Origin of the sequence: Microbacterium sp. NPDC057944 (genome assembly GCF_042887445.1) — a bacterium.
In the GTDB taxonomy this organism is placed as follows: domain Bacteria; phylum Actinomycetota; class Actinomycetes; order Actinomycetales; family Microbacteriaceae; genus Microbacterium; species Microbacterium natoriense.
In genome coordinates this window covers 1,081,019-1,106,737 of the sequence record NZ_JBHVPJ010000001.1, presented here as the reverse complement: position 1 = coordinate 1,106,737, position 25,719 = coordinate 1,081,019, and the positions used below count along the sequence as shown (strand labels likewise).

24 protein-coding genes are annotated in these 25,719 nt (G+C 69.2%); 4 read left to right on the top strand and 20 right to left on the bottom strand.

Annotated features, from left to right (window positions below; translation table 11 throughout):
• Positions 1-23 precede the first annotated feature (23 nt).
• Entirely contained in the window at positions 24-1,418 is a 1,395-nt protein-coding gene (locus tag ACFVRO_RS05000) for an ATP-dependent RecD-like DNA helicase (RefSeq protein WP_105677497.1), read from the bottom strand.
• A 112-nt stretch (positions 1,419-1,530) separates the two neighbouring features.
• Here ACFVRO_RS05000 and ACFVRO_RS04995 point away from each other — a divergent pair, with 112 nt between their 5' ends.
• Complete coding sequence (locus ACFVRO_RS04995) at positions 1,531-2,604, top strand: hypothetical protein (protein ID WP_386949889.1); 1,074 nt, start codon at positions 1,531-1,533, stop codon at positions 2,602-2,604.
• Between the two features lie 721 nt (positions 2,605-3,325).
• Here the strand turns inward: ACFVRO_RS04995 and ACFVRO_RS04990 are convergent.
• From ACFVRO_RS04990 to ACFVRO_RS04980, 3 genes are all read right to left on the bottom strand, one after another.
• Entirely contained in the window at positions 3,326-5,233 is a 1,908-nt protein-coding gene (locus tag ACFVRO_RS04990; RefSeq protein ID WP_386951605.1) for a cytochrome c oxidase assembly protein, read from the bottom strand.
• Between the two features lie 208 nt (positions 5,234-5,441).
• Positions 5,442-5,729, bottom strand: a complete 288-nt coding sequence (locus tag ACFVRO_RS04985) for an HU family DNA-binding protein (RefSeq protein WP_050724056.1) — start codon at positions 5,727-5,729, stop codon at positions 5,442-5,444.
• Positions 5,730-5,945: 216 nt separating this feature from the next.
• Positions 5,946-6,527 (bottom strand): TetR/AcrR family transcriptional regulator, encoded by a 582-nt coding sequence (locus ACFVRO_RS04980; protein ID WP_386949887.1) that lies wholly within the window; start codon positions 6,525-6,527, stop codon positions 5,946-5,948.
• Positions 6,528-6,662: 135 nt separating this feature from the next.
• On the opposite strand from ACFVRO_RS04980, the gene ACFVRO_RS04975 reads away from it, so the two are divergent.
• A complete protein-coding gene (locus ACFVRO_RS04975) occupies positions 6,663-7,478 on the top strand; it encodes an alpha/beta hydrolase (RefSeq protein ID WP_386949886.1) in 816 nt (271 codons plus the stop codon).
• 345 nt (positions 7,479-7,823) lie between these two features.
• On the opposite strand, the gene ACFVRO_RS04970 is transcribed toward ACFVRO_RS04975, so the two are convergent.
• From ACFVRO_RS04970 to ACFVRO_RS04935, 8 genes are all read right to left on the bottom strand, one after another.
• Positions 7,824-8,648: a DUF559 domain-containing protein gene (locus ACFVRO_RS04970; RefSeq protein ID WP_386949883.1), complete on the bottom strand. Its 825-nt coding sequence runs from the start codon at positions 8,646-8,648 to the stop codon at positions 7,824-7,826.
• Between the two features lie 294 nt (positions 8,649-8,942).
• Positions 8,943-9,248, bottom strand: coding sequence for a 30S ribosomal protein S14 (rpsN, locus tag ACFVRO_RS04965; RefSeq protein ID WP_017829734.1), 306 nt, complete (start codon positions 9,246-9,248; stop codon positions 8,943-8,945).
• Positions 9,249-9,251: 3 nt separating this feature from the next.
• A complete protein-coding gene (gene rpmG, locus ACFVRO_RS04960) occupies positions 9,252-9,422 on the bottom strand; it encodes a 50S ribosomal protein L33 (protein WP_017203558.1) in 171 nt (56 codons plus the stop codon).
• Entirely contained in the window at positions 9,422-9,658 is a 237-nt protein-coding gene (gene rpmB / locus ACFVRO_RS04955) for a 50S ribosomal protein L28 (protein WP_017203559.1), read from the bottom strand. Before rpmB ends, rpmG begins: the two co-directional genes overlap by 1 nt.
• Before the next feature lie 409 nt (positions 9,659-10,067).
• On the bottom strand, positions 10,068-11,399 hold the full coding sequence (locus ACFVRO_RS04950) for an ABC transporter substrate-binding protein (protein ID WP_386949881.1): 1,332 nt from the start codon (positions 11,397-11,399) through the stop codon (positions 10,068-10,070).
• A 68-nt stretch (positions 11,400-11,467) separates the two neighbouring features.
• A complete protein-coding gene (locus ACFVRO_RS04945; protein WP_105677433.1) occupies positions 11,468-12,367 on the bottom strand; it encodes a carbohydrate ABC transporter permease in 900 nt (299 codons plus the stop codon).
• Complete coding sequence (locus tag ACFVRO_RS04940) at positions 12,364-13,278, bottom strand: carbohydrate ABC transporter permease (protein ID WP_105677432.1); 915 nt, start codon at positions 13,276-13,278, stop codon at positions 12,364-12,366. The genes ACFVRO_RS04945 and ACFVRO_RS04940 overlap by 4 nt, the downstream gene beginning before the upstream one ends.
• Positions 13,275-15,284 carry a beta-galactosidase gene (locus ACFVRO_RS04935; protein ID WP_386949879.1) on the bottom strand — a complete coding sequence of 670 codons (2,010 nt, stop codon included), beginning with the start codon at positions 15,282-15,284 and terminating at the stop codon, positions 13,275-13,277. The genes ACFVRO_RS04940 and ACFVRO_RS04935 overlap by 4 nt, the downstream gene beginning before the upstream one ends.
• Before the next feature lie 140 nt (positions 15,285-15,424).
• On the opposite strand from ACFVRO_RS04935, the gene ACFVRO_RS04930 reads away from it, so the two are divergent.
• Positions 15,425-16,435 carry a LacI family DNA-binding transcriptional regulator gene (locus ACFVRO_RS04930; protein WP_386949876.1) on the top strand — a complete coding sequence of 337 codons (1,011 nt, stop codon included), beginning with the start codon at positions 15,425-15,427 and terminating at the stop codon, positions 16,433-16,435.
• Here the strand turns inward: ACFVRO_RS04930 and ACFVRO_RS04925 are convergent.
• From ACFVRO_RS04925 to ACFVRO_RS04905, 5 genes are read right to left on the bottom strand one after another with little or no spacing between them, the layout of a single operon-like run.
• Positions 16,375-17,097, bottom strand: coding sequence for a DNA-3-methyladenine glycosylase (locus ACFVRO_RS04925; RefSeq protein WP_386949873.1), 723 nt, complete (start codon positions 17,095-17,097; stop codon positions 16,375-16,377). The genes ACFVRO_RS04930 and ACFVRO_RS04925 overlap by 61 nt on opposite strands.
• Entirely contained in the window at positions 17,097-19,139 is a 2,043-nt protein-coding gene (locus tag ACFVRO_RS04920) for a hypothetical protein (RefSeq protein WP_386949870.1), read from the bottom strand. Before ACFVRO_RS04920 ends, ACFVRO_RS04925 begins: the two co-directional genes overlap by 1 nt.
• The gene (locus ACFVRO_RS04915) at positions 19,129-19,893 is read right to left on the bottom strand and encodes a TIGR03943 family putative permease subunit (protein WP_223585588.1); all 765 of its coding nucleotides are present in this window, start codon (positions 19,891-19,893) and stop codon (positions 19,129-19,131) included. Before ACFVRO_RS04915 ends, ACFVRO_RS04920 begins: the two co-directional genes overlap by 11 nt.
• Positions 19,886-20,926 carry a permease gene (locus tag ACFVRO_RS04910; RefSeq protein ID WP_386949868.1) on the bottom strand — a complete coding sequence of 347 codons (1,041 nt, stop codon included), beginning with the start codon at positions 20,924-20,926 and terminating at the stop codon, positions 19,886-19,888. Before ACFVRO_RS04910 ends, ACFVRO_RS04915 begins: the two co-directional genes overlap by 8 nt.
• The gene (locus ACFVRO_RS04905) at positions 20,923-21,351 is read right to left on the bottom strand and encodes a Fur family transcriptional regulator (protein WP_105677287.1); all 429 of its coding nucleotides are present in this window, start codon (positions 21,349-21,351) and stop codon (positions 20,923-20,925) included. The genes ACFVRO_RS04910 and ACFVRO_RS04905 overlap by 4 nt, the downstream gene beginning before the upstream one ends.
• 302 nt (positions 21,352-21,653) lie before the next feature.
• Here ACFVRO_RS04905 and ACFVRO_RS04900 point away from each other — a divergent pair, with 302 nt between their 5' ends.
• A complete protein-coding gene (locus ACFVRO_RS04900) occupies positions 21,654-22,940 on the top strand; it encodes an ATP-binding protein (RefSeq protein WP_386949865.1) in 1,287 nt (428 codons plus the stop codon).
• Between the two features lie 121 nt (positions 22,941-23,061).
• Here ACFVRO_RS04900 and ACFVRO_RS04895 read toward each other — a convergent pair whose 3' ends face one another.
• From ACFVRO_RS04895 to ACFVRO_RS04885, 3 genes are read right to left on the bottom strand one after another with little or no spacing between them, the layout of a single operon-like run.
• Positions 23,062-23,904 (bottom strand): metal ABC transporter permease, encoded by an 843-nt coding sequence (locus tag ACFVRO_RS04895; RefSeq protein WP_105677282.1) that lies wholly within the window; start codon positions 23,902-23,904, stop codon positions 23,062-23,064.
• On the bottom strand, positions 23,901-24,728 hold the full coding sequence (locus ACFVRO_RS04890; protein WP_386949862.1) for a metal ABC transporter ATP-binding protein: 828 nt from the start codon (positions 24,726-24,728) through the stop codon (positions 23,901-23,903). Before ACFVRO_RS04890 ends, ACFVRO_RS04895 begins: the two co-directional genes overlap by 4 nt.
• Positions 24,725-25,717 carry a metal ABC transporter solute-binding protein, Zn/Mn family gene (locus ACFVRO_RS04885; RefSeq protein WP_386949859.1) on the bottom strand — a complete coding sequence of 331 codons (993 nt, stop codon included), beginning with the start codon at positions 25,715-25,717 and terminating at the stop codon, positions 24,725-24,727. Before ACFVRO_RS04885 ends, ACFVRO_RS04890 begins: the two co-directional genes overlap by 4 nt.
• Positions 25,718-25,719: the final 2 nt, after the last annotated feature.

Sequence of the window (25,719 nt, the reverse complement as noted above, 5' to 3'; positions counted from 1 at the left end):
GCTCGACGACCGGGGCGGTGCGCTCAGGCTCTCGGCAGCTCCGGCGTCGACCGCGCCTCCCACGCCTCGCGCATGAAGCGCCGCACGTCCTCATCGACCCTGATGTCGCGCGGACGCAGGTCCCGCGACAGATACAGCCCCTCGAGGGACGTGAGCCGGCTCAGCGCGACGTAGGTCTGCCCCGGCGCGAACGCCCCGGAGCCGAGGTCGATGATCGCCCGGTCGTAGGTCTTGCCCTGCGACTTGTGGATCGTCACCGCCCACGCGAGCCGGAGCGGGAACTGCGTGAACTCGGCCACGACGTCACGCGTGAGCTTCTTCGTCGTCGGCTCGTACGAGTACCGGAACCGTTCCCAGACGGCGGGTTCGACGTCGACCTCCTCGCCGTCGATCTCGACGCGCACCTTCTCACCGAGGATGCGGATGACGGTGCCGATCGTGCCGTTCACCCATCGCGGCGGCTCTCCCGACATGGCGGTGTCGTTGCGCAGGAACATGACCTGAGCACCGACCTTGAGCTTCAGCTCCGACTCCGCGGGGAGCGCCGCCTCGCCGCGTCCGAAGTCTCCGCTGACCTCGGCACGGGCCGTCTGCTCCTTGCCGGGCAGCGCGGCGAGGTGCCGGCTGTTGATGCTGTTCACGATGTCGTTGCGCGTGGCGAGGGTGATCATCGGCACCTCCCCCGGCTCGGGGTCGGGGGGTGTGCGTGCACCCTGGGCGTTGAGCACTCCGGCGATCTCGGCGGTCACCCGTCCGTAGCGGACGGCGTTCAGCATCGCCTTGAAGCCGTCGTCGGACTGGCGGTGGATCTGCACCAGCTCCCGCACATGCAGCTCGGCGCGGGTGTCGACCTCGAAGAGCCCCTGCTGGTCGGACGACCCGATGCCGCCGGATCCACCGGCCCAGACCTTGGCGTCGAAGAACCAGAACGAGCGGTAGTGATCCTGCACGTAGCGGGCCTCGTCGCCGCGCGGGGGCACGGGGGCGAGCTGGTACGGGTCGCCGAACATGACGACCTGCACGCCGCCGAACGGCTCGCCTCGGCGTCCGCGCGCCTGACGCAGGGACCGGTCGATGGCATCCATCAGATCGGCGTTGACCATCGAGATCTCGTCGATCACGAGCGTCTCGATGGCATTGAGGATGCGGCGCGTGTTGTCGTTCTGGTCGATGTCGGAGTCGCCGATCAGACCGATCGGCAGCCGGAACAGCGAGTGGATCGTCTGCCCCTCGACGTTGAGCGCCGCGACTCCGGTGGGCGCGCAGATCGCGATCTGCTTCTTCGTGTTCCACGCGAAGTACTGCAGCAGCGTGGACTTTCCGGTACCGGCGCGACCGGTGATGAACACGTGCTCGCCGGTGTCCTCGATGAGCTGGAACAGCTCTTGCTGCTCCTCGGACAGGGCGGGTAGGGACACGGCTCACTCACGGCAGAAGAACGGATGCTGGCGCTCACCATGCTACGTGCCCGCGTGCGCCTCACGGCGTCACGCTCGGCGTCGTCTCAGGACGCGCTTCTAGACTGACGGCATGGATCAGGTGGAGACGACGACGCCTCGGCGATCCCGTCTCGGCGTCGACCTGGCGCTGCTGGCCCTGGTCGGCGCGATGCTGCTCACCGCCATCGGGGCGGGAGCATCCGTGCTCTACACGTCGTACTACGGTCCGTCCGCTTTCGTCGTGCGCTATCTCGATCTCCTCTCCAGCGGTCGGGCGGCCGATGCTCTGCACGTCCCCGGGGTCGCCCTCGATCGCGCGACGCTGGAGAAGTCCGGCATCACCGGCACGCCCTCGGAGGCGATGCTCCGGCCCGCCGCCCTCGCCACCCTCACCGATGTCGAGGTCGTGTCGGAGAAGCCGGCGGATGACGACGGCACCGCCGTCACGGTGTCGTACCGGGCTGGTGGGCACGAGGGCAAGACGACCTTCCTGGTGACGCAGGACGGGTGGGCCGGAGTCACCCCGAACTGGCGGTTCGCGACGAGTCCCCTGGCCGTCGTCGACCTCACGCTGAGCGGCGCCGACCAGTACGCGGTCAACGGGTTCGAGGTCGACCGTCGGCAGATCTCCACCGCGGGGGCGGAAGCCCAACCCCTGGATCCGCTGCCGATGCTCGTCTTCACTCCGGGGCTCTACTCGATCACGGTCGACACGGCCATCTCCACCTCGAAGGGCGTGGGCGTGCTCGCCGACTCCCCGCTGGCCACGACCCCCGTCTCCGTGCAGACGACGCCGACCGACGAGTTCATCGGCGTCGTGCAGCAGCGCGTCGAGGAGTTCCTCACCGAGTGCACCACACAGCAGGTGCTGCAGCCGACCGCCTGCCCGTTCGGGCTCGAAGTGCGCAACCGCCTCTCCTCCCTGCCGGTGTGGTCGATCGCGACGCAGCCGAAGATCACCGTGGTGCCCGACGGAGGTCAGTGGCAGATCCCGCCGACGGATGCCGTCGCCCACGTCGACGTCGGCATCAAGTCGCTGTTCGACGGGAGCGTGGAGGAGGTCTCCGAAGACGTCCCGTTCCAGGTCAACGGGACCATCACGATCCTCCCCGACGGGTCGGCGTCGATCCGCGTCGGCTCCCCCGGCGAGGTTCCGCAGGAGTGATCCCGCCCTCGGAGGAGTGACCTCCGAGTCCGCGCATCCGCTCGGCACTCCCGCGATTCGCGGCCGGTGCTCCTGCTCGGGGCCCGTGTTGGGGTTTCTCGTGCTCGGGTTTCTCGTGCTCGGGGTTCACGTGCTCGGGGTTCTCGTGCCCGGAGTTCTCGTGCCCGGGTTCTCGTGCTCGGGTGCCCAAGCGCGGCCCAGCCGTTCGGGAGGAGATATCCCGTTCGGGCTGAGGATCTCAGCCCAGACCTCCTCCCGAACGCGAGTTCTCCTCCCGAACAGGCGATGCCGGCACGCGCACGAGAGTGAGGGTGCCCGTTCCCGGGTGCCCGGCTCGTGTTCTCATACTCGATTTCCCGTGCTCGGGTTCTCGTACTTGGGTTCCCGTGCTCGGGTTCTCGTGCCCGGATGCCCAAGCGCGGCCCAGCCGTTCGGGAGGAGATATCCCGTTCGGGCTGAGGATCTCAGCCCAATCCTCCTCCCGAACGCGAGTTCTCCTCCCGAACAGGCGATGCCGGCACGCGCACGAGAGTGAGGGTGCAAGCCGGAGAGCACAGGGCTCAGGCCACAGGGCACAGGGCTCAGGGCACAGGGCACAGGGCACAGGGCACAGGGCACAGGGCACAGGGCACAGGGCACAGGGCACAGGGCACAGGGCACAGGGCACAGGATTCAGGACTCAGGGCTCGGTCCCCCAGGCGCAGGGAGGAAGGCTCAGGGCCTAGCGGGCCTCGCGCTCGGCCTGACGCCGGTCGCGGTCGGCGAGGGCGGCGAGCTTGGCGTTGTACTCCTCGAGTTCGGCATCCCCCGTGCGGTCCGCGTGCCGATCGCGCCGCTTCTGCAGCTTGGTGTCGCTGCGGCTCCACTGGATCGCGACCGTGATCGCGAGGATCAGCGTGGGGATCTCGCCGATCGACCAGGCGATGCCGCCGCCGATGTACTGATCCTGCATCGGGTCTGGACCCCAGGCGCGGCCCATCGAACCGAACCAGTCGGCGACGATCAGGCCTTCCTGCATCATCATGGCGATGCCGAAGAACGCGTGCATGGCCATGACGGCGATCAGGGTGATCAGGCGACCGGGGTACGGCAGGCGGTACGGCACCGGATCGGCGCCGATCAGGCTCATCACGAAGAGGTAGCCCGAGATCAGGAAGTGGATCGTCATCCACTCGTGGCCCAGGTGCTCGTACATCGACCAGCGCACCAGATCGGTGAAGTAGAACGCCCACAGCGACAGGATGAAGATCGCCGCCGCGACGAACGGGTGGGTCACGACGCGGGCGAACGGCGAGTGCACGGCCCACATGATCCACTCCCGACCGCCGCGGGTGCCGTCGTCGCGCTTGTGGATCGCGCGCAGGGCCAGCGTGACCGGAGCACCGGCGACGAGCAGCAGGGGGATCGCCATGGACAGCATCATGTGTCCGAGCATGTGCACGCTGAACAGGTACTCCTGATACGCGTTGATCGGGCCGCCGGTGACCCAGACCAGCATCAGCAGACCCAGCACCCAGAACACCGTCCGGTGGATCGGCCAGCGGTCGCCGCGCAGGCGCAGACGACGCACGCCCGCGAGGTAGAAGAAGAGCCCGAACCCGGCGGCCACCAGCCACAGGATGTCGATGTCCCACTGCGTGAACCAGCGGTCGATGGTGAACTCGGGCGGAAGCTCGGAGCCGGTCAGGTTCTGCGCGGGCGTACGCACGAAGGGCGCCTCGTCACCCACCGGCGGGGGCGTGCGCGCCAGTGCGGCCGCCGCTCCTGAGGCGAGCCCCATCAGCGCGATCTCGCACATCACGAGCATCCAGAACCAGCCGGCGGCGCGCGGACCCTCGAGCTTGGGGATCAGCCGCACCCGGTACCAGACGCCGAGCAGGCCCATGGCGCACAGCAGCACGACCTTGGCGAGCAGGATGCCGCCGTACGGCGTCCACAGCGCGCTCCAGTCGCCGAGCGCGACGATCGACCGGGTGACGCCCGAGACGGCGACGACCGCGAACGCCGCAATCGCGAGGGTCGAATAGCGCCGCACCAGATCGGCGACGGGAACATCGCCCCGGCCGCGGAGCAGGATGACCAGCAGCAGACCGCCCAGCCACACCGCCGCGCCGACGGTGTGCAGCAGGATCGAGTTCACCGCCATGTTGTGGCCGGCGAGATCGCCCGAGTGCCCCTGAGTCGCGAGCGGGAGGAAGGATGCCGCGGCCAGCAGAGCCGTGATCAGAGTGGCCGTCCACGATCGCCACGCGAAGGCGAGCACCGTGATGACGGAACCGACGATGGTCGTGATCAGCCAGGACTGGCCGAGGGAGGTCTCGAGGAGGAACTTCCCGAGCTGTGCCCCGAACTGCGCATCTGCGCTGAGCTTCGGTGCGAAGGCGTTCATGAATGAGAGGAAGCCGGTGATACCCGCCGTGACCGTGAAGACGGCGGCGCCGATCGAGGAGATGTTCAGGGCCGTGTCGAAGGACTTCTCACCGCTGCGCAGCGCGAAGAGCGCGAGGACGAGGGAGCCGAGCATCGCCGCCGCGGCGACGTTCATGACGAGCTTGACCAGCGGGAGCGCCCACCGCACGAACGGACCCGGGTCACGGATGAGCAGAGGCTCAGCGCCCCCGCCGTACATGAGGGCGATGGTCGCCGCGATGACGCCCGCGGCGAGGAGCAGCCCGACTCCGCCGAGACGGTACGCCGACAGTGTCGGGGGCTGCACGGCGCGGGAAGTCACCCCTCCAGCCTAAGCCGCGCGGCGCGGCATCCCGACCGGCGCGGGGCTCCGACGCACGAAGGCCGCCACCCCGAGCGGGGCGGCGGCCTTCGGTGAGGAAGCGGTCTTACTTGACGGCTGCCTTGAGCTTGGAACCAGCGGTCACCTTGACGCGCTTGCCGGCCGGGATCTTGATCTCGGCGCCGGTCTGCGGGTTGCGGCCCGTACGAGCGGCGGTCGCGACCTGCTCGAACGAGATCCAGCCCGGGATCGAGACCTTGCTGCCCTTGGCAACAGCGTCGGAGACCGAGGAGAACAGCGCGTCGAGGACACCCGAGACGGTGGCCTGGCTCTGGCCGGTGGCGGAAGCGATGCTCGCGACGAGCTCGGTCTTGGTGATGGACTTGTCAGCCATGTCATCCTCCAGCGACGAGGATCCCGTCGCATCGTTGTGTGAGTCGGAGCGGATGCTCCTGGTCGAGTGACCGCCTTGAATGTATCAACGACAGCCGACATTTCCGCGTCATTTCGCGGGTTTTGGTCATTTTCAGGGCGTGTCGCGTCACATTTGTCACTTCAGTCACAGATTCGAGGGGTGGAACCGCACCCCGAACGGTGATGGCCGCGACGCTCAGCGGGCTCGGTGAGCCGCGATGACCGACCGCGCCGTGCGCTCGAACGCCGGATTCACGCGCTCATCGCCGTCGAGGTAGCCGCCGACCAGGGCCGCATCGCGCAGCAGGACGAGGGATGCCGCGGCATCCGCCGGGCGCTCCAGCGCCGCCCCCTCCGCCACACTCTGCAGCGTCGAGCGGAACCACTCCCGATGCTCGGCGATGAGCGCGCGCACCGCGCCGTCGGCATCCGGGTACTCGGCGGCCGCGTTGATGAACGGGCATCCGCGGGTGTGGCGGTCTCGGATGTCGGCGGCGATGCCGGCGATCACCGCCTCGAGCAGCTCGTCTGGGTCGGACACTGCGGCGCCCGCGTCGGCGAACATCGCCCTGAGCAGCTCGTCCTCGTTGCGCAGGTAGGCGAGCACGAGGTTCTCCTTGCCGCCGAACTGTTTGTAGAGCGTGGCTCTGGTGACCTGGGCCTCGTCGATGATGCGGTCGACGCCGACCGCATGGATGCCCTCCTCGTAGAAGAGATGGGTCGCCGCATCGATGAGTCGGGTGCGGGCGGGGCTCGGGCGCTTCGGAGTGGTGTTCATGATGGTCCTCCCTCATCGTCGCATCCGTCGGGCGACTTCTCGACATCGGGAATAGATTGCAGTAGATAGAACGTTCGGTCTACTATCAGCATAGCCCCCGCAACAGGCGAGGGATCCGAACCAGGAGAAGAAGACATGAGCACCACCGAGAAGACGCCGATCGTCCTGATCCACGGCCTGTGGATGACGCCGAAGAGCTGGGACACCTGGGCGGAGCGGTTCCGCGCACGGGGACACGAGGTGATCGTCCCCGGGTGGCCCGGCATCGACGATCGCACGGTCGCCGACATCCGACGCGATCCCTCCGCGCTGAAGGGCATCGGTCTGAAGAAGATCGTCGACCACTACGAGCGCATCATCCGCGCGCTCCCAGTGAAGCCGATCATCATGGGCCACTCCTTCGGCGGGGTCATCACCCAGATGCTCGCCGACCGCGGCGTCGGGGCCGCCTACGTCGGCGTCGCCCCTGGACAGACGGCAGGCGTCGTCGCGCTCCCCCTCTCCACACTGTGGACGGGAACCCCGATCCTCTCCAACCCCTTCGGCATCAACGGCGCCAAGCCGCTGTCGAAACGGCACTTCCACTTCACCTTCGGCAACGACCTCTCGCGGACGGCATCCGACGCCCTGTGGGAGGAGTTCGCCGTGAACTCGTACAACCGCGTGTTCTTCGAGGGAGTCGGCTCGGTCTTCAACGAGAGGGGCGGCGTCACCCACGTCGACTACGCCCGCGCCGACCGCGCCCCGCTGCTGGTCATCACCGGCGAGATCGACCACGTCGTGCCGCCGGCCATCGGGCGCGCACTCGTCAAGAAGTACCGCTCATCGGGCAACCCCGCCGTCGTCGAGTACCGGGAGTACGCGGGGCGCACGCACCGACTCGTCAGCCAGGACGGCTGGGAGGAGATCGCCGACGACGCCCTCGACTGGGCCGTGTCGCACGCCGCGTGACGGGGCAGGGCAGGGCAGGGCAAGTTGCCGGGCATGGCAAGGGCAAGGGCAAGGGCAAGGGCAAGGGCAAGGGCAAGGGCAAGGGCAAGGTTGCCGGGCCGGGCAGGGCAGGGCAAGAGCAAGGTTGCCGGGCCGGGCAGGGCAGGGCAAGGGCAGGACAAGTTGCCGGGCAGGGCAGGGCAGGGCAGGTTGCCGGGGCGCTGCGTGGATCGCCCGACGGGAGGAGATCTCACGTTCGGGCTGAGGATTCTGCCGGATTCCTCAGCCCGAGCGTGAGATCTCCTCCCGTGAGTGCGTTCGGTCTGGCGAGGGAGCACCGCGGGGCATCGCCGCACGGGAGCCCGCTCAGGCCGCGAGGTGCAGGCGCTGACCGATCGCGGCGAGAATCATCCGCTGCACCTCGGCCCAGTGGTTCATGAGCTGGTCGTATCCGATGCGGATGACGTGGTATCCGTGGAGCTTCAGCAGGGCGTCGTGGGCGATGTCGCTGGCGCGTTGCGCTCCGACGTGATGACCTCCGTCGATCTGGATGACGAGTCGGTCGCCGAGGAGGAAATCGACTCGATGCCCGAGTATCCACACCTGCGGTGTGATCGGGATGTTCAGCCACCGCAGTCGCGTACGGAAGATCGTCTCGGTGCCGGCATCCGCGAACGGCCGGGCGTCGGCGAGCAGGCGCCTCGCTGACGGCGGGAGCGGTGAGCGCTCCAGGATGCCGGGATCGACCACTCGCGCGCGCAGAGCCGACTCCCACGTGGCGAGGGCGCTCTCATAGGGTTGACAGCGGGAGATGAGGACCAGCGCGTTCTCCATCGAGTCCTCGCAGGTGTCGCCGTCGCGGGGAACGAGCGGAACATTCCAGTGGATCACCCCACGCATCGTCTTCACGTGGCCCGCAGTGGGCGGCGCCGCCACGTGCGGCTCGGAGGAGTCGAGGACCCACAGCCCCTTGCGCGCGGCGAGCGTCACGCAGCTGAGCACCACGCCACGACGAGCGGCCGCGACGAGCAGCGGATCGGCATCCGTCATGGCCACCCAGCCGCGTCGTACCGAGACGATCTCGCCGCGCTCACGAGCGCGACGCAGGGCATATGCTGCGACGCCGTCGCGGCGGAGAGTCTCGACACGCGCGACGCCGTCGCGCTTCATGAGTGCGGCGACCGGATCCATTCGTCGATCATGCCCATCTACGGCATCCGTCCTGGCCGCGCGGGGCGCCGAACCCACGATCTGGGGACAGATGCGGGACTTCCGGCTCTGTGGAGGAAGGCTGCGATTCGCACGACGGGAGGAGATCTCACGTTCGGGCTGAGGATTATGCCGGATTCCTCAGCCCGAGCGTGAGAACTCCTCCCCAGGATGCGAGGGTTCGGCCAGGGGCAGGATGCCGGGCGCAGGCGCCGGGGGGACGCGAAAGGGGCGGGGATCCGAAGATCCCCGCCCCTTTCGGCTGTCTGCTGAGACTTACCAGCTGGACTTGGTCACGCCGGGCAGCTCGCCACGGTGTGCCATGTCACGGAAGCGGACACGCGAGATGCCGAACTTCGTGAGGACACCGCGGGGGCGGCCGTCGATGACGTCGCGCGAACGCACGCGAGCCGGCGACGCGTTGCGCGGCAGCTTCTGCAGGCCGACGCGTGCGGCCTCGCGGGCCTCGTCGGTGGCGTTCGGGTCGACCAGGGTCTTCTTCAGCTCTGCGCGACGCTCTGCGTAACGCTCGACGATGACCTTGCGCTGCTCGTTGCGAGCGATCTTGCTCTTCTTAGCCATTGATCAACGCTCCTCTCGGAATTCGACGTGCTGACGGATGACCGGGTCGTACTTCTTGAGCACGAGGCGGTCGGGGGTGTTGCGGCGGTTCTTCTTGGTGACATAGGTGTAACCCGTGCCAGCGGTCGAACGCAGCTTGATGATCGGACGTACGTCCTGAGCCTTCTTGGCCATTAGAGCTTCACACCCTTCGCCTGGAGGTCCTTGACCACGTTCTCGATGCCGCGGACGTCGATCACCTTGATGCCCTTGGCGGACACGTTGAGCGTGATCTTACGACCGAGCGACGGAACGAAATAGGTCTTCTTCTGCACGTTCGGGTCGAAGCGGCGCTTCGTCCGGCGGTGCGAGTGCGAGACGTTGTGACCGAAGCCGGGAACAGCTCCAGTCACCTGGCACACTGCTGCCATGATGTGACTCCTTCTATACCGTGAGACCGGACGGCCTCACCCAAGATCCCTTGTCTGCGCGCAACCCTCCACCCGCCGATTCCTCGGCCGCAGAAGGGGGAAGCACACGAACTGCGCACAGGAGTGTGCGCAGACAAAGAGATAGTCTAGCACGCTCCACGCTCCACGCTCCACGCTCCACGCTCCACGCTCCACGCTCCACACTCCACACTCCACACTCCACACTCCACACTCCACACTCCACGCCCCACGCACGACGTGAGAGGTCAGCAACTGCCGGATGCCGAGGGCTCGACCCCGCACTCTGCGACCCCTCACGCGAAAGGACACGCGGGAGGCGCGCGAAAGTTCACGCGGCGGGCACGCAAGAGGCCCGCCCGCGAGCGCGCGGGCGGGCCTCAGGACATGGCTACTCCGTGACGGGGATCGACGCCGCCTTCAGGGCGTCGATGGTCTTCTCCTGCCCCTTCTTCAGCGCATCGCCCAGCGTGCCATCACCGGACACGGCGGCCTTGAACCCGTCGGAGACGTCGGCGTAGGTCTGCGTCATGGTCGGACCCCACGCGAAGTCGGGCGAGACCTGCACGGCGGCATCCGCGAAGATGTCGTAGATCTTCTGGCCGCCGTAGAACTCCACGCCGTCGGCGTAGACGGGCAGCTTCAGGCCCGCCGTGGTGGCGGGGTACAGGTTGGCCGCCTCGGCGAGCGCGGTGATCGCCTCGTCCGAGGTGTTCAGCCACAGCGCGAACTTCGTCGCCTCGTAGAGGTGGTCGCTGCCCTTGAGCACTGCGGTGGACGATCCGCCCCAGTTGCCGGCGGCCGTGTCGCCGGCCTTCCACTGCGGGAGCGGGGCGACGGCCCAGTCGCCCGCGGTGTCGGGGGCTCCGCTGGAGATGGAGTTGGCGCCCCAGACGGCGGAGTTCCACGTCCACACCTGACCCGAGTTGTACGCGTTGTTCCACTCGTCGGTCCAAGCCGGAACCGTGGCGACCAGGTCGTCGTCGATCATGCCCTGCCAGAAGTCGGCGACCGTGGTGGTGGCGTCATCGGTCAGCGTGACGTCCCAGCCCGCGTCGTCGCTCGAGAACCACTGGGCGCCCGCCTGCCAGGCGAAGCCCGCGAACTGGTTGATGTCGGACTGCGAGAAGTTGGTGATGTACCCGCCCAGAGCACGGATCTGCTCGGCTGCGGTGCGGTACTCGTCCCACGTGGTCGGGATCGCGATGCCGTTCTGCTCGAACAGGTCGGCGCGGTAGAACAGCGCCATGGGGCCGGTGTCCTGCGGCACGCCGTAGATGCCGTCGGTGCCGAGCGTCACCTGTCCCCACGCCCAGTCGACGAAGTCGCCCTCCGCCGCCACGACGTCCTTGCACGCGCTGAGATCCTCGACGCCGTCCTGCACCAGGAAGTTCGGCAGGGCGTCGTACTCGATCTGGCCGAGGTCGGGTGCGTCTCCCGCCTTGATCTGGTTGAAGAAGTTCTGGTACGTGCCGCCGTTGCCGTTGGGGCCGGTCTGCACCTTCACCTGGATGTCAGGGTTCTCCTTGTTCCAGATGGCGACGACGTCTTCCATCCCGGGGACCCAGGTCGTGAACTCCAGGGTCACGTCTCCGCCTGCGGGCGTGCACGACGCGGCGCCGTCGCCGCTCGAGGTTCCGTCTCCGCCGCCTGCGGAGCAGCCGGTGAGCGCGAACGCCGCGATCGTGACGACGGCGGCCGCCTTCTTCTTCGAATGCTGCATTTCTTGTCCTTTCGTGAATGCGAGGGTGGTGGTGCGATGCCGGTCGGCGGGTCCGCCCGGCATCCTGCTCACTTGAGCGCGCCGGCCCCGAGGCCGTTGCGCCAGAAGCGCTGGAGCAGGAGGAATGCGACGATGAGCGGGATGACCGAGAGCAGCGCTCCGACGAGCACGAGGCTGCGCAGCTCGGGGATCTGGCTCAGCTGGGTGTTCCAGTTGTAGAGGCCGTAGGTGACGGGGAAGAGCTCTTCGCTGCGCAGCATGATCATCGGCAGGAAGAAGTTGTTCCAGATGCCGACGAACTGGAACAGGAACATCGTCACCAGCGCGGGGGTCATCAGGCGGATGCTGACGGTGAAGAACGTGCGGATCTCGCCCGCGCCGTCCAGCCGGCTGGCCTCGAGCAGCTCGTCGGGCACCGACTGCGCCGCGAAGATCCTGGCGAGGTACACCCCGAACGGGCTCACGATCGAGGGCAGGAAGACCGCCCAGAACGTGTTCGTCAGCTGCACCTGGCTGAACAGCAGGAACAGCGGCAGCGCGAGCGCGGTGGCGGGCACGAGCACTCCGCCGAGCACGATGTTGAACAGCGTGTCACGGCCGGGGAACCGGTACTTGGCGAGCGCGTACCCCGCCATGGCCGCGAGCAGCGTCGCGATGGCGCCGCCCAGAGCCGCGTACAGGATCGAGTTCCACAGCCACTTCAGGTAGATGCCGTCGTTGTACGCGAACACGGCCCCGATGTTGTCGAACAGCCGGAAGTCCGCGAACCACAGCGGAGCCGTGGTGAGGATGTCGCCGGTGTCCTTGCTCGACGCGACCAGCAGCCACCACAGCGGCATCAGGAAGTAGAGCGTGAAGACGACCATGATCAGCATGGCCCCGGCGCGCGAGATCCCCGACTCCCTGATCGGCGACTTCCCGGATGAGGCCTTCACTCCGCCCGGAGCGACGATCGATGCGGTGCTCATGCGTTGTCCTCCTTGCGCTGCATGTACTTCATGAACCCGAAGGAGAGCACGAAGGTCGTCACCGCGAGCACGACCGAGAAGGCCGCGGCGAGGTTGGTGTTGGGGATGGATGCCGTGGCGTACACGGTCATGTTCGGGGTGAACGTGCTGGTCACCGCCGAGCTGAACGAGCGGAACACCTGGGGTTCGGCGAGCAGTTGCAGCGTGCCGATGATCGAGAAGATCGCGGTCATCACGATCGCCGGCCGCACGAGCGGGATCTTGATCGACCAGGCGACGCGCCACTGGCCGGCACCGTCGAGCCTGGCCGCTTCGTACAGCTCCTGGGGGATCGCCAGCAGCGCCGAGTAGATGATCAGCATGTTGTAGCCGACGAACACCCAGGTGACGATGTTGGCGATCGACCACAGCACGAGGTCGGCGCCGAGGAAGTCGATGTTCTTCGTCAGGGCAGTGAAGGGCGAGAGGTTCGGCGAGAACAGCGATCCCCACACGATCGCGGCGATCACGCCGGGGACCGCGTACGGCACGAAGAAGGCGAGGCGGAAGAACCGGCGCCCCTTGACCAGCGGGGAGTCGAGCAGGAGCGCGAACAGCAGCGCCAGGCCCAGCATGACCGGCACCTGCACGACGCCGAACATCAGCATGCGCCCCATGGACGCCCAGAACGCCTCGTCCTGGAAGACCAGCGCGTACTGGGCGAGACCGCCGAACACCTGCTCGGCCTTGCCGAAGGTGCCGTCGCGCTTCACGACCAGCAGCGACTGCCAGAACGCGTACACGATCGGCACGATGTAGAACAGCGTGAACAGGATGCCGAAGGGCACCAGCAGCATCGCGATCGCGCGCTTGTGCGGTATCCGGCGTCGGCGCATCTGCGCGCCGACCGGTGACGCGAGCGTCGTCGTCATGCGTCCTCCTTGATGATGCGGACCGCCCCGGCGGGGACGGTTCCGGTGGTGGGAGCGCCGGTGACGAGGTCACGGCCTGTGGCCGTGACCTCGATGTCGCCGACGCCGTGGTTGATGATGAACAGGTAGCTGCCGGACTCCCCCGCGCGGCGGACGATCTCGACGTCACGCCCGGCTCCGGGCTGCGGCGCGACGTCGGCCGATGCCGCGATGTCGGCGATCAGTCGTCGATAGTCGTCGCGGCTCGGCTGGCTCGCGAGGTACCACGCCTCGCCGCCGCCGTGCCGACGGCGCGTGATCGCGGGGCCTCCGGCGGCCGGACCGTCGACGTAGGACGCGACGATCTCGGCATCCGTCGCCGTGAGGCGCTCGCTCCACGTCGATGCCGTCGTGCCGTCGGTGAGGGCGACGGTCTGTCCGGGGAGCAGCGGCGCGAACTCCTCGGAGCGGATGCCGAGGAGGTCGCGGAACGCCCCTGGGTAACCGCCCGTGCGCACCCTGTCCTCCTCGTCGACGATGCCGCTGAAGAACGTGATCACGGCCGTGGCGCCGTTCTCGACGGCGCGGGCGATGGACGCGGCATCCGCATCGCTGATCAGGTGCAGCGCCGGGACGACGAGGAGGCGGTAGCGGTCGAGAGCGCCGCCGGGGCGCACGACGTCTGCGGTGATCCCCGCATCGGCCAGCGCGGCGTGCGCAGCGTGCACCTGCTGCAGATACTCGAGCCCCTCGCTGGGGCGCCCCTCGCCCTCCGCCGCCCACCAGCTCTCCCAGGAGAACAGCAGTGCGGCGTCCGCGACGACCTCGGTGCCGGCGAGTTCCCCGAGCCGGTCGAGGATGCCGCCGAGCTCGACGGACTCCCGCCACTGCGCGGAGTCTTCACCCGCGTGCGGGAGGAGCGCCGAGTGATACTTCTCGGCGCCCTGCGTCGACGCCCGCCACTGGAAGAAGCAGATGCCGTCGGCTCCTCGGGCGATGTGGGCGACGACGTTGCGTCGCAGCTCTCCCGGGGCCTTCGCGAGGTTGTAGGGCTGCCAGTTCACGGCGCCCGTCGAGGTCTCCATGAGGAGCCAGGGCGCGCCGCCCGCGAGTCCGCGCGTGAGATCGGCGGCGAAGGACAGCTCGCCGCGGGCGTCGTCGAGACGGCGATCGAGGTAGTGGTCGTTGGCGATCAGATCCATGTCGGACGCCCACGTCCAGTAGTCGAGATTGCGGATGTGGGCGGTGACCATGAAGTTCGTCGTGACCGGTCGGTCGCTCCGGGCACGCAGGATCTCGGCTTCGGCGCGGTAGAGCGCGAGCTGCTCGTCGGAGCTGAACCGCTGGAAGTCGAGGACCTGGCCGGGGTTGCGCAGCGACAGCGCCTGCGCGGGGGGCCGCACCTCGTCGAAGGCGCCGTAGCGCTGGCTCCAGAACGTCGTGCCCCATGCCCGGTTGAGGGCGTCGATGTCGGCGTAGCGTGCACGGAGCCACCCGCGGAACGCCTCGGCGCTGGCGTCGCAGTAGCAGAGGGCGTTGTGGCATCCGAGCTCGTTCGAGACGTGCCAGAGCGCGACGGCGGGGTGGTCTCCGTAGCGATCTGCGACGCGGGTCACGAGTTCGGCGGCGTACGCGCGGAACACCGGGGAGCTGGGGCAGTACGCCTGGCGTCCGCCGGGGTGGAAGACAGTGCCGTCCTCGCCGACCGGCAGGATCTCGGGATGCCGGGCGGTGAGCCAGGGCGCCGGGGATGCCGTGCCGGTGCCGAGGTTGATGCGGATACCGCCCTCGTGCAGGAGTCCGATGATCTCATCGAGCGCGGCGAAGTCCCACACCCCCTTCGCGGGGTTGATCGACGACCAGCCGAAGATGTTGATCGCGACGAGGCCGATCCCCGCCTCCTGCATCAGACGCACGTCCTCGGGCCAGACGCTGCGGTCCCACTGCTCCGGGTTGTAGTCGCACCCGAAGACGAGTCCGCGCCCCTCGGTGAGCGAGGAGATGCGGGTGGACACGGCGGCGGCCATTCGGTGACGCTCCTTTGCGAGAGATATGTGCACGTGCACAGATTTGACCGAAGAGAAAAGGAATCAGATTTCTGTGAACGTGCACACATAGTCGCAGGTGTCGGCGGATCACGTCAAGTCCTGATCGATAGGCTGTGCACATGACCTCGTCCGGACGCCGTCGCAGCACCGTGCACGACGTGGCGCGCGTCGCCGGCGTCTCGCGCGGAACGGTCAGTCGCGTACTCAACGGCGGTTACGTGTCCGACGCCGCGCGCAGCGCCATCGAAGACGCGATCCGCGAGGTCGGTTACGTGCCGAACACCGCCGCGCGCAACCTCGTGCGGCAGCGCACGCAGGCCGTCGCGTTCATCGTGCACGAGCCCCACGCGCTCTTCCTCGAGGACCCGAACATCGGGGCGATCATGCTCGGGGCGAACGAGACGCTCTCCGAGGCCGACTACCAGATGGTGTGCCTCGTGGTCGACTCCGTGCGCGACACCGAGCGCGTCGCGCGCTACCTCAACGGCGGCTTCGTCGACGGCGCCGTCATCGTGTCGGCGCGCACGCAGGACCCGATCACGAAGGCCGTGATGCGCCTCGATCTGCCCGTGGCCTACGTCGGCCATCCGCCCGACGTCGACGCCGCCTGGGTCGGCATCGACAACCGCGGCGCCGCACGCACGATCACCTCCCGGCTCGTGGCGACCGGCAGGAGGCGCGTCGGCATGATCGCGGCCGCTCTCGACAGGGACTCGGGAACCGACCGCCTCGCCGGCTTCACCGATGCGCTCGGCGACGCCTTCGACCAGAGCCTCGTCGAAGAGGTGCCGCTGTACTCGTACGCCGACGGGGCATCCGCCATGACGCGCCTGCTCGAGCGCGCTCCCGACGTCGACGGGGTGTTCGCGGCCTCCGACGCGGTGGCCGCCGGCGCCATGTGGGCCCTCCGCGAAGCAGGGCGACGCGTGCCGGAGGACGTCGGGGTCGTCGGCTTCGACAACAGCACGTGGGCGACCCGCACGACGCCGCCGCTGTCGACGGTGGACCAGCCGGCCGAGGGGCTGGGGGCGGCAGCCGCGGCATCCGTCCTCTCCCAGCTGGGAGAGGATCAGCGTCCGCGGGAGGGCATCCTGCTCGACGCGCCCGTGGTCTGGCGCACCTCCGCCTGAGCGTCCCTCGCGCCTCTCCCCCAGCGGAACGCCGAGACCGTCGAGTCGCCGGCGATCCAGAACCGCCAGGGGAAGGCATCCGTTCCCGCCGCTCCGGCGACGCCGACCCGCGGCCCCGACGCGATGTCGGCCACCGGCGTCTCCGCCAGCCAGAGCTGCGCCCTCGCCCCGTGCCATCCGTCGCCGGAGACCGCATCGATGCCGTCGTGCAGCGGATGCCGCAGACCCGACGCCTGCCCGAACCGCCCAGGCCCCTTCGCCAGGTCCCGCAGCGCGAGCGGCGTCAGCGGAAGGTTCGCGCCGCGACGGAGGGCCGCGGCATCCGCACCTCCCGTGACCTCGCCGGCGCGCAGCAGGATCCCGCCCGCCTGCCCCGCCGGTCCTGCGACCACGTTGACGCAGGAGTGGATGCCGTGGCTCAGGTACACGTACAGATGACCCGGCTCTCCCCACATCGTCGCGTTGCGGGCCGTGCGGCCCATGCGGGCGTGCGAGCCGGGGTCGGGGATCTCTCCCGTGCCGTGCCCGTGGTACGCCTCGACCTCGGTGAGACGCAGCCGCACCTGGTCCTCGCCGACGACCGTGCGCAGCTCGGCGCCGAGCAGACGCGGGGCGACCTCGAGCGGCAGACCGCTCAGATCATCCCGGGTCGCGCGGCGCATCAGTAGTGCGGGGCGGTCGCGCACCACGAGGCGTCGAAGCCGGTCAGCGCGACCAGCTCCTTGCCCGTGCGGAGGTCGAACAGGTGGGTCTGGACCGTCTGCGGAAGCGGCAGCAGCATCTGATCGTAGGGGTTGTCCGCGAGGTTCGGGGCGATCGCGACGGCGGCGTACTGGCCGCTCGGCGAGGCGCACGCCTGCAGGATCGAATCGCTCGGCCCGACCTCGGCGATCTTCACGGCCTTGCCGTCGTCGCCGACCCTGACGATCGCCTGCCCGTTCGGCATCCCCGTCTCGTCGAGGGATGCCACGTGGCGCAGCGTGCCGCCGGGGAACGGCGTGATCGTGCTCGCCGTGCCGTAGTCGGGGTCGGATGCCGCGAGCGGCTGCTCCGTTCCGTCGGCGAGGTTCAGATCCACGACCGAACCGTCGAGGCGCTCGATGACGGCCGTGTACGTGCCCCGGGAGACGCCCTGGATGTCGGTCGCGAGACCCAGCGACTGCACCCCCGAATCCGCGGAGTGGTCGATGAGCGAGAGCGCACCGTCGAAGTCGATGAACAGCATCGCGGCGGAGTCGGGCACGAACTGCCAGACGAGGATGTTCGCCTCCTTGTCGCCGACCTTGACGATCGTCGGATCCCCGCCGGAGAGGGGCTGCGTGACCAGGACGCTCGCACGCCCCTCGGTGTCGCTGAGCTCCTGGTCGGAGTAGGTGTAGCCGACGAGCCCGCCGCGGTCCGACACCTGGATGGAGCCGATGTACCCGACGCCGGGGAGCTTCAGCTCGCGCTTGTTCGAGCCGTCGCGGTTCATCACGTAGAGCTTCGAGACCTCGTCCTCCTCGACGGAGACGACGAGGAGGTTCGAGGTGGCGCGGAAGTCGTTGATCTTGTCATCCGAGAACACCGGAACGGCCTTCTCCCCGGTGAGATCCGTGCGGAAGATCGTGTCCTTCTTCTTCGCGTCGCGCTTGAGCAGGAAGATCGAGGATGTCGGCGTCGTGAAGCTCTTCGTGAGCGTGGTCGTCGGCCCGCCGCCGGCGCCGGTGACCCCGGCGACCGTGATCGTGTACTTCGTGGAGTCGTCGAGCGGAACCGTGAAGCGGACGCCGATGCCGCGGCCGGAGGCATCGACCGTGAACGGCACGGCGGGCTTCACGGTGACCTGGGAGTCGTCGATCGGAGCGAGGGACTGGTTCGCCGTGAGGATCACGCGGCTGCCGCTCGACTCGATCGCGTGCATCGGATCGATCTGCGTCGCGGTGATGCGCGGCCCCTGCGTCAGGCTCACGGCGCCGAGCCCGGCCCCGACCAGCACGAGGATGCCGAGCACGGATGCCAGTGCCAAGGCGAAGCGCCGCGAGGCGCCGGACTTCTCGGACGTCGGGGCGGCCTCTCCGGTCGTTGTGCGAGCGGAGGCGCCGGTCCCCGACGAGGACTCCCCGGTCGTTGTGCGAGCGGAGCGAGGCGAGACGTCCTCAGCCGTGCGCGCGGCCTCGGCCGGGGCGTCATCCGACGTCGATGCCGGAGACGGGCGTGTCGTCTCGTCGCTGCGCTCCTCGCTCGACGACCGGGTGGCGGAGTCGGTGTCGGAGCCTGAGACGGCGTCGGTCGCGGACCGTGAGGCGAACTCGGTCGAGGAGCGGGCGAACGGGTCGATCGCGGAAGAACCGGTCGTCGAGCGAGCGGAGCGAGACGAAACGTCTGCAGGTCGATTCGCGGCCTCGGTCGCGGCGGCTGCTGCGGCGGCTGCCTCGACCATCGCCGCCCGCATCGCTGCCTCGCGTTCGTCGGCGGGCTCGAAGCGCGAGCGGGATGCCGGAGCATCCGGTGCGGCATCCCCGGTGGACTCACGGGTCGACGCGGCGGGGGCGGGCTTCTCGGGGGCGGGCTCATCGGCATCCGCGGCCGACGTATCAGCGGCAGCGGCAGCGGCAGCGGCAGCGGCAGCGGCAGCAGCCGCCTCCGCCTCTCGCGCCGCGCGCATCTCGGCGCGCGTGCGCGGCACCGCAGGGGCGGCCGGCCGCTCGTCGTCAGTACTCATACGGATCCCCCGGCTCGTCGATCGCCTCGACCGAGGTGGGCTCGACGTGCAGTGCGCCGTCGGCATCCGCCTTGACGGCTCCGGTGACCTTGACCCACTGACCGGTCTTGAACTCGCCGGCCGTGATCGTGACAGGGACGTTCGCGGGCTGTGCGTCGATCACGCAGTGCGTGATGACGAGCCGGGTGAGGTTCACGCCCTTGCTGCCCTGCGGGGTGATGAAGCCGGTGAGGGTCACGGTCGTGCCGTCGAAGGCAGAGGTGTTGGTGGAGGTCGCGAAGACGCTGGCCCAGTCGCCGACCCCGAACTTCGTGGTGTCGGCGACGCCGAGCGTGACGTCGTCGGCCCCGGCGAACAGCGCGGAGGACTCACCCGCGCGCGACATGGCGAGCTCGACCGAGAGCGAGGCGGGGGGCAGCACGAGCGCCGCGACGACGACGCCGGAGGCGATCACGCCGCCCGTCACCGTGGCCGTGGCCGCCAGAGCGCCGGGGCTCGCATGCTCATGGCCGTGATCGTGCCCCTCCTCCTCGCCGAGCGGCAGGGTACACGACCAGATCGCGCCGATCAGGGTCACGACGGCGGCGGCGCACGCGAACCACACCGACTCCGGGCTGATGTAGAGCGTGAGGCGACCGGTGACGCCGAGCCCGAGGGTCACGACGGCGAGCACGGTCGCGAGGCCGATGCCCAGCCACCGGGAACCCAGCGAACGGGCACGAGAAGGTGCGTGAGTGTGCGCGGACTCAGACAAAGACGTTCACCCCGATCCCGATCGCGAAGGCGGCGAGCACCACGACGCCGACGATGCCGGCCAGGGTGCGGGTGGTGAACGTGGTGCGCATGAGCGCGAGCATCTTCACGTCGACCAGCGGACCGACCAGCAGGAACGCCACGAGGGCGCCGGCCGAGAACGTCGAGGCGAACGACAGCGCGAAGAAGGCGTCGACATTGGAGCAGATCGCGACCGTCATGGCCAGGGCCATCATCGCCACGATCGACAGCACCGGATTCGCGCCGATCGCGAGCAGCACGTCGCGCGGCACCAGCACCTGCACGGCCCCGGCGAGCGCGGATCCGATCACGAGCGCCGGCATCACGGCGCGCAGTTCGACGAGGAACTGCGTGAGACTGCGGCGCACGGGCGTGCCGGGCTCGTGCGACACCCGCTCGCAGGTGTCGACGAAGCGCTGGGTGAGCAGGGCGTCGGGGGAGGGATGCCGACTGTAGATCCAGCCGATCAGGTTCGCGATGAGGTAGCCGCCGACGAGGCGGGCGACGAGGATGCCGTCGTCGAAGCCGAAGGCCGCGTGCGTCGTGAGGATCACGATCGGGTTCACGATCGGCGCCGCGATCAGGAAGGTGAGCGCCTCGGCGGGGGCGAGACCGCGCATCATGAGACCGCGGGCGAAGGGCACGTTGCCGCACTCGCACACCGGGATCAGCATCCCCAGCAGCGACAGCACGGCCCGTCGAGCCCACGCCCTCTTCGGCAGCCAGCGGTGGATGACGTCGGCGGGCAGCCACACCTGCACGACGATCGACAGCAGCACGCCGAGCACCACGAACGGCAGCGCCTCGATGAGGACGCTCATCGCGAGGGTCAGGCCGTCCTGCGCGCGATGCGGCAGGGATGCCGTGTACAGCGTCGGCACGAAGCGGTCGACCAGGAACAGCGCGGCGACGATCACGGCGCCCAGACCCACGCCGATCCACGGAGAGCGCGGCGGGCGTGCCGAGCGGTGCGCGTGCGGAGCGGGCGGCGCCGCGGTGGCGGAGCTGCTCACGCGCTCGCTTCCTCGAGGTCGGTTCGAGCCGCGGCGGCCTTCTTCGAGCACGGGGTGCAGAGTCCGAAGATATCGACGACGTGCGCGGCATCCGTGAATCCGTGCAGGGCTGCGGTGCGATGCGCCCACTGCTCGACGTCTTTGGCCTCGATCTCCACGGTCAGACCGCAGGATCGGCAGATCAGGTGATGGTGGTGCCCCTGGGTCGTGCAGGCGCGGTACAGCGCCTCCCCTTCAGGGCTCTGCAGCGAGTCGGCATCGCCGGATGCCGCGAGTCCGGCGAGCGCGCGGTACACCGTCGCGAGGCCGATGCCGGTGTTGTCGTCGCGGAGGCTCGCGTGCAGGCTCTGCGCGCTCACGAATCCGCGGGCGTCGGCGAGCGCTTCGCGCACGCGTTCGCGCTGCCAGGTGTTCCGCTGAGCCATAAGGAGAGTCTAATCGCCGGTGTTCTCCCCGGCCTGGGAACCGTCACCCGCCCCTCTCGTCTCTCCCCGCCGTCCCCGTCGTCCCCGTCGACTTCTCGTGAAGTCGACGAGCGCACAGGATTCTCACGTCGACAAGCCGTGCGCTCGGCGAGAACCCGTGCACTCGACGGCGGGCGAGAGGATGCCGGGGGGCGCGAGGCGGGAGGGGGCGAGAGACGCGGGAGCGGGGAGTGTTACGGGCGGGTTCGGCTGGGGTGCATGCGACTCGGTATCGTTGCGGCATCCGAGACGAGGGAGTCCAGATGACCGGCTGGCGACTGCGCGAGTTCCACAACGACGATCTGGGCGGCATCCTGCACCTGTGGGAGGAGCTCAAGCGCGCCGGCATCGAGCCGGTGTACGACCTCAGCGAGGTCGTCGCCTCCTGCCAGAAGGACCACGCGATCGTCGCGGTGCACGGAGACGATGTGATCGCCGCCGTGGTCGGACGCGCGGCTCACGACCAGGGCTGGGTCGTGTTCTTCGCGATCGACGAGGCCTGGCGCGACCGCGGCATCGGCTCGGCGCTCCTCGCCGCTCTGGAGAAGAGCATGGCGCCCCACGGACTGACGAAGCTCTCGGCGCTGATGCCCGAGGTCGAGACGCGGCTCGCCGCCTTCGCGGCGCGCGGGTTCGAGTCCAAGCACCACCTGAAGTACTTCGAGCGGCGCATCCCGGTGCAGCGGCAGGAGCTCACCTCCCTCGCCGAGCTCGGCGGCCGCCTCATGCCGCGCGACCTGTGGGAGTCGGTGTCGGGCATGCGGCGCGAGAAGGAGATCCTGGAGCAGCGGCTCGTGCTGCCCCTCGCCGAGCCCGACCTCGCGGAGAGCTTCGGCGTCGTGCCACCGCGCGCCGTGGTGCTGTTCGGCCCTCCCGGTACCGGCAAGACGACCTTCGCGAAGGCCATCGCCTCGCGTCTGGAGTGGTCGTTCGTCGAGGTGTTCCCCTCGCGGCTGGCCGCCGATCCGAAGGGCCTCGCCGGCGCGCTGCGGGAGACCTTCACCAAGATCTCCGAGCTGGAGCACGCCGTGGTCTTCATCGACGAAGTCGAGGAGATCGCCGCCCAGCGGTCCGGCGAGCCGCCGTCCCCGCTGCAGGGCGTCACGAACGAGCTGCTGAAGATCATCCCCACCTTCCGAGAGCAGCCGGGCCGCCTGCTGGTGTGCGCGACGAACTTCATCCGCGCGCTCGACAGCGCGTTCCTCCGCCACGGACGCTTCGACTACGTCATCCCCATCGGCCTGCCCGACCGGGCGGCGCGGGCGGCGATCTGGCTCCGCTACATCCCCGCGCAGGTGTCGGATGCCGTCGACATCGATATCCTCGTCGACCGCACGGAGGGCTTCTCCCCCGCCGACATCGAGTTCGCGGCGCGGAGCGCCTCGCAGCGCGCGTTCGAGGTGGCCATCGCGTCGGGCGCCACGGCATCCGCCCCCGATGGACCGAGCACGCAGGACTATCTCGAGGCGATCGCCGGCACCCGCACCACCGTCTCCCCCGAGACCGCGGCCGAGTTCCTGGAAGACATCGAGGCGCTCGCCCGGGTGTGAGCCCGACCCTCCAGAACTCCGGAGATTCGCTCGCCGTCTGCCGCCGAACCCCCGCGGCGCGCGGCACCGCGTCGTCGACAGTGCTCGATTCTCCGGAGTTCTGGAGGTCGACGCGGAGAGCTCAGGCCCGGCGCACCCGTCCGCGCACGCGCTGCACGAGCCAGCACACGACGTAGATCAGGAACGACAGGGTGGTGATGTAGGGGCTCACCGGGAGGGTTCCGGCGAGCGCGAGCAGGATGCCTCCCACCGCCGCCGTGAACCCGAACAGCGCCGCGAGCAGCGGCACGGCCAGCGGCCCGGCGGTGACGCGCATGGCGGCGGCTGCGGGGGTCACCAGCAGCGCCATGACGAGCAGGGCACCGATGATGTGCACGCTCACGGCCACGATCAGGCCGAGCAGCACCATGAAGATCAGGCTCACCGCGCGCGTGGGCACGCCGCGCGCGGCCGCCGACTCGGGGTCGAGCGAGTCGAACCGCAGCGGGTTCCACATGAGCAGCAGGCCGAGGAGGACGACGAGGCTGATGCCGATCAGCCAGCCGAGGTCGGGGCTCGACACCGACACGATCTGCCCGGTGAGCAGGCTGAACCGGTTGGCGCTGCGCCCGTCGTAGAGCGACAGGAAGAGGATGCCGAGTCCGAGCCCGAACGGCATGAGCACGCCGACGACCGAGTTGCGGTCCCGCGCCTTGGCGCCGAGCAGCCCGATGAGGATCGCGGCCACGAGCGCCCCGCCGAGGGATCCGGCCACCACGCTCCCGCCGAACAGCAGGGCCGCGGCGGCGCCGGCGAACGAGAGCTCGCTCACTCCGTGGACGGCGAAGGCGAGGTCGCGCTGCATCACGAACACGCCGATCAGGCCGCCGACGATGCCGAGAACGGCGCCGGCGATGATCGAGTTCGCGAGGAGGGCGACGAGCTCGCCGTAGTCCTGGAAGGAGAAGACGTCACCCCAGTTCATGCGGCGCCCTCCTCGTCGTGCGCGTGGTGCGGCTCGACGTCAGGGACCCCGACGACCACCAGCCGGTCGCCGGCCCTGAGCACGAACACCGGGGTGCCGTAGAGATCGGTGAGGACCCTCGTCTGCAGCACCTCGTCGGGGGTGCCGAGCACGAAGCGTCCACCGGCGATGTAGAGGATGCGGTCGACCCTGCCGAGGATCGGGTTGATGTCGTGCGTGACGAACAGGACGGCGGCCTCGCGGTCGCGTCGCTGGCGGTCGATGATGTCGGTCACCGCGACCTGGTTCGCGAGGTCGAGGGCGGAGAGCGGCTCGTCGCACAGCAGCAGCGAGGGCTCGTCGGCCAGCGCCTGACCGACGCGGAGCCGCTGCTGCTCTCCCCCCGACAGGAGTCCGACCCGGCGCTCGGCGTAGTGCGCCGCGCCGACCGACTCCAGGAGGCGGTCGACTTTCGCCCGGTCTCCGCGGTGCGGCAGCGGTAGCCCGAAGCGGCTGCCCTGCACGCCGAGGGCGACGAGGTCGCGGGCCCGCATGCTGGTGTCCGCGGGGATGGACCGCTGCTGCGGGATGTACCCGATGCGCGGGTTCCCTCGACGAACGGGCTCTCCTGCCACGGTGATCGTCCCGCCCGACAGCGGCTGCAGACCGAGGATGCTGCGCAGCAGCGTGGTCTTGCCCGAGCCGGAGGGCCCCAGCACCGCGATGAACTCGCCGGGGCTCACCGTGAGGTCGAGCCCCGACCACAGCTCTCGGTCTCCGCGGTGGAGAGCGGCGCCGCTGATCTCCAGCACGGGCGCGGCGACGCCCTCCCCGGCACCGCTCACGGGGTGACGGCGGCGGCGAGGTTCTTGATCGCGTCACGCATCCACTCAGCGTACGACGATCCGTCCTGCAGCAGCTCCGAGAAGGACACGACGGGCACGCCCGCCTCCTTCGCCGCGTCTTCGACGCGCTGCGTCTCGGAGCCTCCGGTCTGCGCGTTCACGAGCAGGGCGCGCACCGAGCCGCCCTTGATCACGTCGAGCGCCTTGAGCAGGGTGGCCGGTGCGACGTCGGTGCCCTCCTCGACCGACTCGGCGAACCCGTCGGGGGTCGCGTCCGTGAGACCCGCGGCCTCGACGAGGTAGCCGGGCAGCGGCTCGGTCATGAAGACCTCTGCTCCTGCAGCCTCGGTCTTCAGCGTCTCCAGGTCGCCCTCGAAGCCCTCTAGCTCGGCGGTGATCTTCGCGGCGTTGGCCTCGAAGTCGCTCTTGCCATCGGGGTCGAGCTCGGCGAGCTCCTCGGCGATGGCCTCCACGACGTGGGTCATGGTGTGCGGGTCGAACCAGACGTGCTCGTTGAAGCCCTCGATGTGGTCGTGTCCGGCGTGGCCGTCGGCCTCATCGCCGTGGTCGTGGGCGTGGTCTTCGGCATCCGCGTCGTGCCCCTCGTTGCCGGGGTAGTCGTGCGAGTACTCCACCGCGGTGACGACGGCCGGATCCTTGGCGTCCTCGAGCAGCGTGTCGACGAACGCGTCGTAGCCTCCGCCGTTCTCGATCACGAGGTCGGCCTTCTGCACGGCGAGGCGGTCACGGGCCGTGGCCTCGTAGGAGTGCGGGTCCTGCGCGGCGTTGTCGATGATCGAGGTGACGTCGACCCGGTCGCCACCGATCTCCGCGGCGATGGATCCGTACACGTTGGTCGATGCGACGACGCGGATGCCGCCGGCATCCGCTCCCCCCGTGGGCGAAGCCCCCGAGGTCGACCCTGCGCAGCCCGAGAGCGCGAGAGCGGCGACGGAGACGAGGGCGAGAGCGGCGAGGGGCTTGTGCATGC

Bases quoted from the DNA above. Each gene is read 5' to 3' on its own strand.
- ACFVRO_RS04975 (WP_386949886.1), top strand. From the start codon at position 6,663: ATGAGCACCACCGAGAAGACGCCGATCGTCCTGATCCACGGCCTGTGG.
- ACFVRO_RS04940 (WP_105677432.1), bottom strand. From the start codon at position 13,278: ATGACGACGACGCTCGCGTCACCGGTCGGCGCGCAGATGCGCCGACGC.
- rpmG (WP_017203558.1), bottom strand. From the start codon at position 9,422: ATGGCCAAGAAGGCTCAGGACGTACGTCCGATCATCAAGCTGCGTTCG.
- ACFVRO_RS04945 (WP_105677433.1), bottom strand. From the start codon at position 12,367: ATGAGCACCGCATCGATCGTCGCTCCGGGCGGAGTGAAGGCCTCATCC.
- ACFVRO_RS04935 (WP_386949879.1), bottom strand. From the start codon at position 15,284: ATGGCCGCCGCCGTGTCCACCCGCATCTCCTCGCTCACCGAGGGGCGC.
- ACFVRO_RS04925 (WP_386949873.1), bottom strand. From the start codon at position 17,097: ATGCGCCGCGCGACCCGGGATGATCTGAGCGGTCTGCCGCTCGAGGTC.
- ACFVRO_RS04895 (WP_105677282.1), bottom strand. From the start codon at position 23,904: ATGAACTGGGGTGACGTCTTCTCCTTCCAGGACTACGGCGAGCTCGTC.
- ACFVRO_RS04920 (WP_386949870.1), bottom strand. From the start codon at position 19,139: ATGAGTACTGACGACGAGCGGCCGGCCGCCCCTGCGGTGCCGCGCACG.
- ACFVRO_RS04950 (WP_386949881.1), bottom strand. From the start codon at position 11,399: ATGCAGCATTCGAAGAAGAAGGCGGCCGCCGTCGTCACGATCGCGGCG.
- ACFVRO_RS04985 (WP_050724056.1), bottom strand. From the start codon at position 5,729: ATGGCTGACAAGTCCATCACCAAGACCGAGCTCGTCGCGAGCATCGCT.
- rpmB (WP_017203559.1), bottom strand. From the start codon at position 9,658: ATGGCAGCAGTGTGCCAGGTGACTGGAGCTGTTCCCGGCTTCGGTCAC.
- ACFVRO_RS04885 (WP_386949859.1), bottom strand. From the start codon at position 25,717: ATGCACAAGCCCCTCGCCGCTCTCGCCCTCGTCTCCGTCGCCGCTCTC.
- ACFVRO_RS04980 (WP_386949887.1), bottom strand. From the start codon at position 6,527: ATGAACACCACTCCGAAGCGCCCGAGCCCCGCCCGCACCCGACTCATC.
- rpsN (WP_017829734.1), bottom strand. From the start codon at position 9,248: ATGGCTAAGAAGAGCAAGATCGCTCGCAACGAGCAGCGCAAGGTCATC.
- ACFVRO_RS04995 (WP_386949889.1), top strand. From the start codon at position 1,531: ATGGATCAGGTGGAGACGACGACGCCTCGGCGATCCCGTCTCGGCGTC.
- ACFVRO_RS04970 (WP_386949883.1), bottom strand. From the start codon at position 8,648: ATGGATCCGGTCGCCGCACTCATGAAGCGCGACGGCGTCGCGCGTGTC.
- ACFVRO_RS04905 (WP_105677287.1), bottom strand. From the start codon at position 21,351: ATGGCTCAGCGGAACACCTGGCAGCGCGAACGCGTGCGCGAAGCGCTC.
- ACFVRO_RS04900 (WP_386949865.1), top strand. From the start codon at position 21,654: ATGACCGGCTGGCGACTGCGCGAGTTCCACAACGACGATCTGGGCGGC.
- ACFVRO_RS04990 (WP_386951605.1), bottom strand. From the start codon at position 5,233: ATGTACGGCGGGGGCGCTGAGCCTCTGCTCATCCGTGACCCGGGTCCG.
- ACFVRO_RS04930 (WP_386949876.1), top strand. From the start codon at position 15,425: ATGACCTCGTCCGGACGCCGTCGCAGCACCGTGCACGACGTGGCGCGC.